The sequence below is a fragment of the Pseudomonas maumuensis genome (genome assembly GCF_019139675.1).
GTDB classification, from domain to species: domain Bacteria; phylum Pseudomonadota; class Gammaproteobacteria; order Pseudomonadales; family Pseudomonadaceae; genus Aquipseudomonas; species Aquipseudomonas maumuensis.
The window spans coordinates 860,119-872,190 of the sequence record NZ_CP077077.1; the positions used below are offsets into that span (position 1 = coordinate 860,119).

The following is a 12,072-nucleotide window of genomic DNA, read 5'->3' on the forward strand; positions in this document are numbered from 1 at the left end:
TCCCGGGCAACACGCAGGCAATGAGTGCCTGCGTCTTCAACGGCAAGACCAAGAGGAATTGAAATGTCTCTCTCCGTTACCTACGCGGCTTCCTTCGCCAACGTCACCGTCGACCAGTACCTGTCGGTCTGGGCCACCGGTTTCAAGACCGCCGACCACAACGCCAGCAACACCGGCGGCTTCAACGAAGGCGGCACCGATGGCAGCCAGTACGCCATTCGCGGCACCAACGGCTCGAACTACGCCGTGATCGCCCAGAGCGATACCCAGACCGGCCTGCACTACGTCTGGGACGCGGCACTGCCGGCTGGCAACAACCTGAACCACTACCTGTACGGCGAACTGGACACCGTGACCCTGGGCAACAACCTGCTCAAGGACGCCAGCGGCAACTACAGCGTGCAGTCGCTGGCTGTGAGCTTCGACGGCCTGGACCTGAGCGCTGCGCAAGGTGCCGGCCGTACCGGCAACGATGTGCATAACGTCATCTACAACCTCATGCAGGGCAAGACCGGCGCGCTGGAAACCGTGCTCGACAACCTGCTGGCCGACTATGGCGTCTCCACCAACAGCACCTTCGCCCAGATCGACGCGGCCCTGGCTGCCGGCCCGGTTCACGCGGCCTCCGCCGAAGCGGTCGGCGTGCAGGCACTGCCTGAGGATCTGGCCCTCGCGGCCTGAGCGCAGGCATGAAAAAGCGAATGGAAGGTCGCCCTGCCATTCGCTGATCTGATGCACTTACCCCGCAGCCCGTGTCTTTGCCGGGCCCAGGCTGCGGCGGTGCGAATTTTGTGGCGACGATGGCGCGAATGCAATCGCCTGTCGGCGCCTTCTATGAGGTTTCCATCAAATGCGAACCGCTCCCGCCGCGGCCAATGAAGTGCTGCGGGCGCTCAAGGCCTGCCGTGCCGGGCTTGGCAACGTCGCGTTGTTCACCGCGGTGATCAACGTACTGATGCTGGCGCCGGCGCTGTACATGCTGCAGGTCTACGACCGGGTCTTGTCGTCGCGCAACGAGATGACCCTGCTGATGCTCAGCCTCATGGTGCTCGGGGTGTTCGCCTTCATGGGGCTGCTGGAGTGGTTGCGCAGCCAAGTGGTGATCCGCCTGGGCACGCGCATGGACATGGACCTCAACCCACGGGTGTTCGAGGCCGCCTACGAGGCCAGCCTCGCCGGCCACAAAGGCGCGGCGGGGCAGATGCTCGCCGACCTGACCGCGCTGCGCCAGTTCGCCACCGGCCAGGCGTTGTTCGCCTTTTTCGATGCACCGTGGTTCCCGGTGTACCTGCTGGTGATGTTCATGTTCAGCCCATGGCTGGGCTTGATGGCGCTGGTGGGCGCGGTGTTGCTCGCGGTACTGGCGTGGATCAACGAGCGCCTGACCCAAGCGCCGTTTGCCCAAGCCGGGCAGTTGTCGCAGCAGGCGGGCCTGGAGGCCAGCGCCAACCTGCGCAATGCCGAAGTGATCGAGGCCATGGGCATGCTCGGCGCCGTGCGCCAGCGCTGGGCGCGTTTGCACCACGGCTTTCTGGCTCAGCAGAACCTGGGTAGCGAACGCACTGCGGCGGTTACCGCGCTGACCAAGACCGTGCGCCTGGCCCTGCAGTCGCTGGTGCTTGGCCTTGGTGCCTGGCTGGCCATCGAACAGTTGATTACGCCGGGGATGATGATCGCCGGCTCCATCCTCATGGCCCGCGTGCTGGCGCCGATCGACCAGCTGATCGGCGCCTGGCGCCAATGGAGTGGTGCGCGTCTGGCCTATCAGCGCCTGAGCGAGTTGCTGCAGGCTCAGCCCGCACGCCCAGCCGGCATGCCGTTGCCGACACCGCAGGGCAAGCTCACGGTCGAGCAGGTCGGCGCGACGCAACCGGGCAGCAGTCGCCTGTGCCTGCACAATCTGGGTTTCGAGCTGCCAGCGGGTGAGTCACTGGGGATCATCGGTCCCTCCGGCTCGGGCAAGTCGACCCTGGCGCGCTTGCTGGTCGGCGCCAGCGCTCCGGTCAGTGGCAAGGTGCGCCTGGACGGCGCCGACCTGCGGACCTGGGACCGTGGTGCGCTGGGCCAGCACATCGGCTACCTGCCGCAGGATGTGCAGCTGTTCGCCGGTAGCATTGCCGACAACATCGCCCGTCTGGGCCTTGTCGACGCTCAGCAGGTGGTCGCCGCGGCGCAGCTGGCGGGCGTCCATGACATGATCCTCGCCATGCCGGGCGGCTACGACACGCTGCTGGGGGAGGGCGGCATGGGGCTTTCCGGTGGCCAGCGCCAGCGCATCGGCCTGGCACGTGCGCTGTACGGGCTACCAGCGCTGATCGTGCTCGACGAGCCCAATTCCAATCTCGATGAAGCTGGGGAAAAGGCGCTGGTCGAGGCCATTGCCAGGCTGCGTGAGCACAAGCGCACGCTGATCCTGATCACCCACAAGTCTTCGCTGCTGGCCGGCCTGGACAACCTGCTGATGCTCAAAGGTGGCCAGCTGCAGGCCTTCGGCCCCACCGCCCGGGTGTTGCAGGACGCGCAACGCGCTGCTCGGCCCGCGCCTGTCGCAGCGTCCTCCACCCGCAATCCCATCGGCCTGAACGTCACGTTCGGCCAGCCAAGAGCCTGACTGATGAGCATCCACGCCCTTTCCCCGCAAAAGACCGAGGCGAGCCTGCTCAGCCTCGATGAACATCGACCTGGCCGTGTCGGTCGTTGGCTGGTGCTGGCAGGCTTCGGCGGTTTCCTGCTGTGGGCTGCGCTGGCGCCCTTGGACAAGGGCGTGCCGGTCAGCGGTAGCGTGATGGTCGCCGGCAGCCGCCAGGCCGTGCAGCACCCCACGGGTGGCGTAATCGAGCAGTTGTTGGTGCGTGACGGTGACACGGTGAGCGCGGGCCAGGTGTTGCTGCGCATGGACGCGACCCAGGCCCAGGCCCAGGTCGGTTCGTTGCGGGTGCAGTACGTCAACGCCCGCGCCGGGGAGGCCCGTCTGCTTGCCGAGCGCGATGGTCGGGCGACGATTGCATACCCCGAAGACCTGCAGGCCCAGGCAAACCTCCCCTGGGTGGCTACGGTGCTGGAAGGGCAGCGCCAGCTGCGCGGCAGCCGGGCCCAGGCGCTGGACATGGAGCTGGGTGGCCTGCGCGAGAGCATTGCCGGTGCCGAGGCCTCGCTGCAGGGGCTGCAAGGTTCGCTGGCCAGCAAGCAGGCCCAGCGCGATGCGCTGGACGAGCAGTTGCGCGGCCTGCGCGAGCTGGCCCGGGACGGCTACATCGCCCGCAATCGCCTGCTCGACAGCGAGCGCCTGCTGGCCCAGGTCAATGGCTCGATCGCCGAGGACTTCGGCAGCATCGGCCGCACCCGGCGCCAGGTGCTGGAGCTGAAGCTGCGTATCGGCCAGCGCCAGCAGGAGTATCAGAACGAAGTGCGTCAACAGCTCGCCGAGCTGCAGGCCAGCGCCGAGGATCTGGACAACCGGCTGCGCAGCGCCGAATTCGAGCTGGCCCATGCCCAGGTGCGCGCCCCGGTGGCCGGCACGGTGGTCGGCCTCAGTGTGTTTACCAACGGTGGAGTCATCGCCCGTGGCCAGCAACTGATGGAGATCGTGCCGCGCGATGCGCCTTTGCTGGTCGATGCGCGAGCCTCGGTGGACATGATCGACCGCCTGCGCCCGGGCTTGCCGGTGGAATTGATGTTCGTGGCGTTCAACCAGAGCACCACGCCGCGGGTGGACGGTGAAGTGACCCTGGTCTCTGCCGACCGCCTGGTGGACGAGAAGACTCAGCAGCCTTATTACCAGGTGCGCATCAAGGTCAGTGAGCACGGCCTTGGGCAACTGGCGGGCCTGGATATCCGCCCCGGGATGCCGGTGGAGGCCTTCGTACGCACCGGTGAGCGCTCGATGCTCAACTATCTGTTCAAGCCACTGGCTGACCGGGTGCATGTCGCCTTGGCCGAGGAATAAGGGTGATGCCTGTACTTTTGCGTTTCGCCTGCCCGCTGCTGCTGCTCACCAGCCTGTCGGCGCAGGCCCTGGACCTGGGTGATGCCTATGCCCTGGCCTTGCGTAACGACCCGACCTGGCAGGGCTCGATTGCCGAGCGGCAGGCCGGGCTCGAAAACCGGGCGATAGGCCGCGCAGGCCTGCTGCCGAAGCTGTCGTACCGCTACAACCGTGCCCGCAACGACTCGCAGGTGACCCAACGCAGCCAGTTCGGCGACGTGACCACCCAGCGCGATTACCGCAGCTACAGTTCGACCCTGACCCTCGAGCAGCCGCTGTTCGACTATGCCGCCTGGAGCGACTACCGCCGGGGGGTGGCTCAGGCCGCGCTGGCCGACGAGCGCTACCGTGGGCGTGGCCAGGAACTGATGGTGCGGCTGTTCGGCGCCTACAGCGAAGCGTTGTTCGCCAATGAGCAGATCGCCCTGGCCCAGGCCCAGCGGCGTACCTTTGCCGAGCAACTGACACTCAACGAACGCCTGGTCAAAGGTGGCGAGGGCACCCGCACCGATGTGCTCGAGACCCGGGCCCGTTATGAGCTGGCCCAGGCCCAGGAGATCGAGGCCGGTGACAATCTCGATGCAGCGTTGCGGGCCCTGCAGGCGATCATCGGCGAGCCGGTAACGGTCGAGGATCTGGCGCCGATGACCGGCGACTTTCGCGTCCAGCCACTGACGCCCGCGCGTTTCGAGCCCTGGCGCGAACTGGCCGTCGCCCACAACGCCGAGCTGGCCAGCCAGCGCCATGGGCTGGAGGTCGCCGAGCAGAACATCGAGCGTCAGCGGGCCGGACATCTGCCTTCGTTGAGTGCCTATGCCAGCAAGGGTATTTCCAGCTCCAGCTCCGAGAGCAGCTACAACCAACGCTACGACACCGACAGCATCGGCGTGCAGCTGAACGTGCCGCTGTTCGCCGGTGGCGGCGTGTCGGCGTCGGTGCGCCAGGCCCGTGCCCAGCGTGATGCCGCAGGCTTCGAGCTGGACGCGCAACTGCGCGAGACGGTCAACCAGTTGCGTCGACAGTTCAATCTGTGCGCCAGCGGCACGGCGAAGATCCGCGCCTACGACCTGGCGGTGAAAGCCGCCGCAGCGCTGGTGCAGGCCACGCGCAAGAGCGTGCAGGGGGGCGAGCGGGTCAACCTCGATGTGCTGGATGCCGAGCAACAGCTGTTCGGCGCCAGGCGTGACCTGGCCCAGGCGCGGCATGAGTACTTGCGGGCGTGGCTGCAGCTGCGGTATCTGGCGGGGGTGCTGGAGGCCGCTGACCTGAATGTGTTGAACCGGTACTTCGTCGCACACCTGTAGGTCTGGCCGGGGAATGAAAAAAGGGAGCCGACGATGCGCGTCGGCTCCCCACGATGACCGTCCTGGTCAGCGATCAGTGTTCGGCAACCGCCTTGCGCCTTGGCGCCTGGTTGCCGTGTTCGTCCAGCTCCATGACCGGGACTTCGTTGCCCTCGGCGTCGAACAGTTTGCCGTCCTTGAAGTAGTCGCCATCGCGCAACGCCGAGATGTCCGAGTACTGGATGGTGCGTTCGTAGGCCGCGGCGAATACCGACTGGTTCTCCGAGTTGCCGGTGGTGAAGTGGTTGAAGATCAGGTTCAGCAGGATGGCCATGATCGCCGCCGAGCTGATGCCGGAGTGGAAGATGGTTTCGAACCAGCTCGGGAAGTTGTGGTAGAAGTTCGGCGCCGCGATCGGGATCATGCCGAAGCCCAGCGAGGCGGCGACGATGATCAGGTTGACGTTGTTCTTGTAGTTGACCTTCGACAGGGTGCGGATACCGCTGGCCGCCACGGTGCCGAACAGCACGATGCCTGCGCCACCCAGTACCGGGGTGGGGACCGCGGCGATTACCCGGCCCATGATCGGCAGCAGGCCCAGCACCACCAGGATCACACCACCGGTGGCCACCACATAGCGGCTCTTGACGCCGGTCACGGCCACCAGGCCGACGTTCTGGGCGAAGGCGCTCTGGGTGAACGAACCGAAGATCGGCGCCAGGATGCTCGATGCCATGTCGGCGCGCAGGCCATTGCCCAGGCGCTTGGAGTCGACCTTGGTGTCGATGATCTCACCCACCGCGAGGATGTCGGCCGAGGTTTCCACCAGGGTCACCATGATCACGATGCACATCGACAGGATCGCGGCGATGTGGAAGGTCGGCATGCCGAAGTGGAACGGGGTGGGGAAGGCAAAGATCGGGCCTTCCGTGACCTTGCTGAAGTCGGTCATGCCCAGGGCCCAGGCGATCAGGGTGCCGGCGACCATGGCCAGGAGGATCGACAGGCGCGAGATGCTCGCACTGCCCAGCTTGCTCAGCAGCAGGACGATGGCGAAGGTCAGTGCCGCCAGGCCGATGTTGGCGACGCTGCCGAACTCCGGCGAAGCGCTGTTGCCGCCCATCACCCAGCGCGCGGCGACCGGCATCAGGGTCAGGCCGATGGTGGTGATGACGATGCCCGTTACCAGTGGCGGGAAGAACTTGGTGATACGCGAGAACACCGGAGTGATCAGGAAGCCGATCAGCGAGGCCGCCATCACCGCTCCCAGCACCGACTGCAAACCGCCGCCGCTCTGGCTGCCAAGGATCGCGCCCATGGTGGCCACGCCGGCGAAAGACACCCCCTGCACCAGCGGCAGCTGGCAGCCGAAGAACGGCAAGCCGAGGGTCTGCAGCAACGTCGCCAGGCCACCGGCGAACAACGAGGCGGCGATCAACAGGCCGATCTCGGCCGGCGCCAGGCCGGCGGCCTGGCCGAGGATCAGGGGTACGGCGACGATCCCTCCATACATGGTCAGGACATGCTGCAGCCCGTAGGCCAGGTTGGCGCCGAGGCCGAGGTTTTCGTCCTCGGGGCGCGGGGCGGGAGACGTGCTGGGGGACGTGGTCATTGGAGCAGGCTCTCTGTTTATTGTTGTGCCGCTACTGTAGACAACTAGTGGAAATAATTGCCACTAAAATTGTATACAAAGTTTTGATCGTAGCGACGGAACGGGTGCGTCCAGGTGGCGTGAAACCTGGATGCATGTTGCGTTCCAACATGCAGGGAGCTGTTGCAGAGGGGTGTGTACAAAGTGTCTGGCGAGGGTAGGAAAGCTGTCTGACTGGACAAGAAAGCCGTCAGGGCCAGATTGTTAGCAGGCTAAGATATATCAATCTTCGATGAGTTCGCGCAGCTCGCGCATCATTTCGGTGCTGTCACCCACGTTCAGTTCCACCAGACGGTGCAGATGGGTCATCGAATCGATGTCGATGTGCAGGCAGATGAAACCCAGGCGGCTCGGCTCCTCGTGGCGCAGTTCGACCTGCATCAGCACTCGGGTTTTCTTGTCGTTCAGGTGGATGATCGCTTCGAAGTCCTGGGTAAGGTCGGCATCCCAGGGATGGGGGCGTTCGATCAGCAAACCCTTGAGCGACAAGTCGAGCAGTTTCACCGGCCAGCGTTGTTCACCCTGGCGCAGCTCGGTGGGGGCATCGAAGGCGATGCGCTGGAAACGGCGACGTTCGTCTTGGGAGCTGGTCATGGCTGGATCCTCGTCAGATCTTCTGACTATAGCCCAGCCATGGGTATCTCAGCCGAAGGATCAACAGACGCTATTTAGCGCTGACGATATTCACGTCGCTGCAGTTGTAGAAGCCTTCGCCGGCTGAATCATCCCGCTGCCAACGGCTGTAGATGACACGTTTGCCGGTGTGTTTCTTCAGATCGACGTCCAGCTCGTAGTAGCCGTTCACGGGGGCGACGTTACCGATTTTCTGCACCAGCTCCAGGTCGTCCCAATTCAGCGCGCGTTGCGCGGGGTCGTAATCTGGCTTGGACACATAGATTTCCCAGAAACTGGGATTATGTACGGCCTGGATCTTGTAGCGCATGCGCACCTTGTCGTCGGTCCCCTTGCGCAGTTCCTGAGTGGCCCACGCGGCGGGTTGATCCAGACCGCTCTTGTCGTTGGCTACCAGGTGCAGCCCGTTCCAATCCAATCCCAACGTGCGCACAATTTTGTCGAGTGCGTTCTTGACCTGGCTTAGCGAATCCGCCGCCACGACATTGCCCGCCGAGCACAGCTGCCCGTCGGGAATAGCCTTCTTGACTGCTTCGATGTTGTTGAAGTCCTTGACGTTCTTCGACACTTCGTGCCACTGGTTGAACTGGTAGGCCGCCTGCAGGGCGTCGTTGCCGAACTTGCGGTAGACGTGCTGGTAAGCCGCTTTGCAGCCGGGGCTCTTGATACCTGTGCCATCCTCTGGCCAGTAATAGTCCTGTGCGTTGTGGCAAGCCAGTTGGCGTGCCACGGGTACCTCCATGGCGCCATGCATTGGCTCGATGGGGGCGGCATGGGCAGGTACCGCCGCAGTGGCGAGCAGGCCGATGAAAGTGGTGTGAAGCAGGTACTTGGGTTTCACTGTGAACATCCTTGTGTATTCAAGACCTGATCAAGATGCACCCGGGACAGTGGCCCGACAACTGACAGAATTACCAGGGGAGTTGCGGTGGCGCCGCTCTAGGTCGGAGTCCGTGGGGGAGCGAGGACGCTCATCTGGATATGGTAATGGAGGCGAGCAGGCCCTAGACTCAGAGGGCTGTCTATTCCAACCACTTAGCTGGAAGCATGCCATGAACAACAATAACAGCCTGCTACGCCATATCCCGTGGCTGGCGCTGGCAGTCATAGGGGCCTGCGCGCTGGGTGTGGTCGCCCTGCGTCGCGGTGAGGCGATCAACGCCTTGTGGATCGTGGTCGCGGCAGTGGCCATCTACCTGGTTGCCTACCGTTACTACAGCCTTTTCATCGCCACCAAGGTGATGCAGCTCGACCCTCGCCGGGCCACGCCCGCGGTACTCAACAACGATGGCCTGGATTACGTCCCGACCAACAAGCACATTCTCTTCGGTCACCACTTCGCCGCCATCGCCGGCGCCGGCCCGCTCGTGGGCCCGGTACTCGCCGCACAGATGGGCTACCTGCCCGGCACGCTGTGGTTGATCGCCGGCGTGGTGTTGGCCGGCGCGGTGCAGGACTTCATGGTCCTGTTCCTCTCCACCCGCCGCAACGGCCGCTCGCTGGGCGACATGGTCCGCGAGGAGATGGGCCGCATCCCCGGCACCATCGCCCTGTTCGGCTGTTTCCTGATCATGATCATCATCCTCGCGGTGCTGGCGCTGATCGTGGTCAAGGCCTTGGCCGAGAGCCCGTGGGGCATGTTCACGGTGATGGCGACCATCCCGATCGCGATGTTCATGGGCATCTACATGCGCTACATCCGCCCGGGCCGCATCGGTGAGATCTCCATCGTCGGCGTGGTCTTGCTGCTGCTGTCGATCTGGCTGGGAGGGCAGATCGCTGCGGATCCGGTGTGGGGGCCGGCGTTCACCTTCACCGGCGTGCAGATCACCTGGATGCTCGTGGGCTACGGTTTCGTCGCCGCCGTGCTGCCGGTATGGCTGGTGCTGGCACCGCGCGACTACCTGTCGACCTTCCTCAAGATCGGTACCATCGTCGGTCTGGCCATCGGTATCCTGGTCATCGCGCCCGAGCTGAAAATGCCGGCGCTCACGCAATTCACCGACGGCACCGGGCCGGTGTGGAAGGGCACCCTGTTCCCGTTCCTGTTCATCACCATCGCCTGCGGCGCGGTGTCCGGCTTCCACGCGCTGATCTCCTCGGGGACCACGCCGAAGCTGCTGGACAACGAAACCAACGCCCGCTACATCGGTTACGGCGGCATGCTGATGGAGTCGTTCGTCGCCATCATGGCCATGGTCGCCGCCTCGGTGATCGAGCCGGGCGTGTACTTCGCCATGAACAGCCCGGCCGCGGTGGTCGGTGCCGACGTCGCCTCGGTGGCGCAGACCGTCAGCAGCTGGGGCTTCATGATCACCCCCGAGCAACTGGAGGCCACCGCCCGCGACATCGGTGAGCACACCATCCTCGCCCGTGCCGGCGGTGCGCCGACCTTGGCGGTCGGTATCGCGCAGATCCTCCACCAGGTGCTGCCAGGTGAGAACACCATGGCGTTCTGGTACCACTTCGCCATTCTGTTCGAGGCGCTGTTCATCCTCACCGCGGTGGACGCCGGTACCCGTGCCGGTCGCTTCATGTTGCAGGATCTGCTGGGCAGCTTCGTTCCGGCCTTGAAGCGTACCGAATCGTGGACCGCCAACCTGATCGGCACGGCCGGCTGCGTGGCCCTGTGGGGCTACCTGCTGTACCAGGGCGTGATCGACCCGTTGGGTGGCATCAACACCCTGTGGCCGCTGTTCGGCATTTCCAACCAGATGCTGGCCGGTATCGCTCTGATGCTGGGCACCGTGGTGCTGATCAAGATGAAACGCCAGCGCTACGTCTGGGTCACCCTGCTGCCAGCCGTGTGGCTGTTGATCTGCACCACCACCGCGGGCCTGATCAAGCTGTTCGACCCTAACCCGGCGGTGGGCTTCCTGGCCCTGGCCAAGAAGTACAGCACCGCGCTGGACGCCGGCCAGGTGCTGGCTCCGGCCAAGGACATCGGCCAGATGCAGCACGTGATCTTCAACGCCTACACCAACGCAGGCCTGACCGTGCTGTTCCTGATTGTGGTGTTCAGCGTGCTGTTCTTCGCCGTCAAGGTTGGCCTCGCCGCCTTGGGCCGCAAGGAGCGCACCGACAAGGAAACCCCGTTCCAGGCTTTGCCTGACGCTTGAGAGGAATGCCGCGATGTTCAACGACCTGGGTCGACTGGGCAAGTACCTGGGGCAGGCCGCCCGCCTGATGGTCGGCATGCCCGACTACGACAACTATGTCGAGCACATGCAGACCAAGCACCCGGACAAGCCGGTGATGAGCTACGAGGCGTTCTTCCGCGAGCGCCAGGAAGCGCGTTATGGTGGCAAGTCCGGGCCCAAGTGCTGTTGAACCCGCGACACGCATGAACCAGTGGGAGTCCGGGCAACCGGGCTCCCACTTTCATTTTCAGCTGCAGGAGACAACCGCGTGCAAACGCCGATTCCCGTTACCGTGCTGACCGGCTTTCTCGGTGCCGGCAAGACCACCCTGCTCAAACATATGCTCAAGGCCGAGCACGGCCTGAGGCTCGCCGTGATCGAGAACGAGTTCAGCGAGGCCGGCATCGACAGCCAACTGCTGGGCGATGAACCGGTGCAGGTCATGACCCTGGCCAACGGCTGTGTGTGCTGCAGCATCCATGGCGACCTGACCCGTGCCCTGTACCTGCTGCTCGAACGCCTGGACGCCGGCGAGATCGCCTTCGACCGCCTGGTGATCGAATGCACGGGCCTCGCCGACCCGGCGCCCGTGGCGCAGACCTTCTTCATCGACGAAGAGCTGCGCGAGCGCTACATCCTCGACGGCATCATCACCCTGGTCGACACCGCCCACGCCGAGCTGCACCTGACCCAGGCCATTGCCCAGGCCCAGGTCGGCTTTGCCGACCGCCTGCTACTGAGCAAGACCGATCTGGTCGAGCCGCAGGTGGTCGACGCTCTGCGCGAGCGCCTGGCGCGCATCAATGGCCGGGCAGCGATCCGCGTGGTCGAACATGGTCGAATCGACCTGGCCGAACTGCTCGATGTGCGCGGCTTCAACCTCAACCCAGACCTGGGCATCAGCCCCAAACCCAGCTTGCGCCCGGTCCTCAAGCCCGCCACCCCGGATCGCATTTCGACGCTGGTGTTGCGCACCGAAACGCCGTTGGATATCGATCGGCTCAGCGACTTCATGAACGAGCTGCTGGAGCAGCACGGCAAACAGCTGCTGCGCTACAAGGGCGTGTTGAATATCGCGGGTGAAGATCGCCGTTTGGTGTTCCAAGGCGTGCTGAAGCTGTACGGCTTCGACTGGGACACCGAGTGGAAGGAAGGCGAGCCGCGGGAGAGTGTGATGGTATTCATCGCCGATGATCTGCCCGAGGAGAAGATTCGGGCCGGTTTCGAAGCTTTGAGCCAGGCCTGAGTGGGATACTGCTGACTGTTCAATGCCGCCGTAAGGCTGCTTTTTTACGTCTCGTACCAGATGTCGCACCAGCCCGATGAAGTACAAGCATGAAAAAGCCCGGCACTAGGCCGGGCTTCTTCATTTCAGGCGTG

The 12,072-nt window shown here is 64.3% G+C and carries 10 protein-coding genes; 7 read left to right on the plus strand and 3 right to left on the minus strand.

What is annotated here, in order from left to right; translation table 11 throughout:
• Nucleotides 1-63 precede the first annotated feature (63 nt).
• The 4 genes from KSS90_RS04000 to KSS90_RS04015 all read left to right on the plus strand — a co-directional run bounded on the left by KSS90_RS04000 (nt 64) and on the right by KSS90_RS04015 (nt 5,289).
• Nucleotides 64-681 carry a heme acquisition protein HasA gene (locus tag KSS90_RS04000; protein WP_217868306.1) on the plus strand — a complete coding sequence of 206 codons (618 nt, stop codon included), beginning with the start codon at nt 64-66 and terminating at the stop codon, nt 679-681.
• Between the two features lie 169 nt (nt 682-850).
• Nucleotides 851-2,611, plus strand: coding sequence for a type I secretion system permease/ATPase (locus KSS90_RS04005; protein WP_217868308.1), 1,761 nt, complete (start codon nt 851-853; stop codon nt 2,609-2,611).
• A 3-nt stretch (nt 2,612-2,614) separates the two neighbouring features.
• Nucleotides 2,615-3,946, plus strand: a complete 1,332-nt coding sequence (locus KSS90_RS04010; RefSeq protein WP_217868309.1) for an HlyD family type I secretion periplasmic adaptor subunit — start codon at nt 2,615-2,617, stop codon at nt 3,944-3,946.
• A 5-nt stretch (nt 3,947-3,951) separates the two neighbouring features.
• Nucleotides 3,952-5,289, plus strand: coding sequence for a TolC family outer membrane protein (locus KSS90_RS04015; protein ID WP_217868310.1), 1,338 nt, complete (start codon nt 3,952-3,954; stop codon nt 5,287-5,289).
• Between the two features lie 73 nt (nt 5,290-5,362).
• Here the strand turns inward: KSS90_RS04015 and KSS90_RS04020 are convergent, their stop codons facing one another.
• From KSS90_RS04020 to KSS90_RS04030, 3 genes are all read right to left on the minus strand, one after another.
• Nucleotides 5,363-6,880 carry a nucleobase:cation symporter-2 family protein gene (locus KSS90_RS04020; protein ID WP_217868311.1) on the minus strand — a complete coding sequence of 506 codons (1,518 nt, stop codon included), beginning with the start codon at nt 6,878-6,880 and terminating at the stop codon, nt 5,363-5,365.
• A gap of 261 nt (nt 6,881-7,141) precedes the next feature.
• Complete coding sequence (locus KSS90_RS04025) at nt 7,142-7,513, minus strand: PilZ domain-containing protein (RefSeq protein WP_217868312.1); 372 nt, start codon at nt 7,511-7,513, stop codon at nt 7,142-7,144.
• Between the two features lie 70 nt (nt 7,514-7,583).
• Nucleotides 7,584-8,393 carry a lytic polysaccharide monooxygenase gene (locus KSS90_RS04030; RefSeq protein ID WP_217868313.1) on the minus strand — a complete coding sequence of 270 codons (810 nt, stop codon included), beginning with the start codon at nt 8,391-8,393 and terminating at the stop codon, nt 7,584-7,586.
• A gap of 211 nt (nt 8,394-8,604) precedes the next feature.
• On the opposite strand from KSS90_RS04030, the gene KSS90_RS04035 reads away from it, so the two are divergent.
• The 3 genes from KSS90_RS04035 to yjiA all read left to right on the plus strand — a co-directional run bounded on the left by KSS90_RS04035 (nt 8,605) and on the right by yjiA (nt 11,938).
• On the plus strand, nt 8,605-10,671 hold the full coding sequence (locus tag KSS90_RS04035) for a carbon starvation CstA family protein (RefSeq protein WP_217868314.1): 2,067 nt from the start codon (nt 8,605-8,607) through the stop codon (nt 10,669-10,671).
• A gap of 13 nt (nt 10,672-10,684) precedes the next feature.
• A complete protein-coding gene (locus KSS90_RS04040) occupies nt 10,685-10,882 on the plus strand; it encodes a YbdD/YjiX family protein (protein ID WP_008094130.1) in 198 nt (65 codons plus the stop codon).
• 78 nt (nt 10,883-10,960) lie between these two features.
• Nucleotides 10,961-11,938, plus strand: a complete 978-nt coding sequence (yjiA, locus tag KSS90_RS04045; RefSeq protein ID WP_217868315.1) for a GTPase — start codon at nt 10,961-10,963, stop codon at nt 11,936-11,938.
• Nucleotides 11,939-12,072 lie beyond the last annotated feature (134 nt).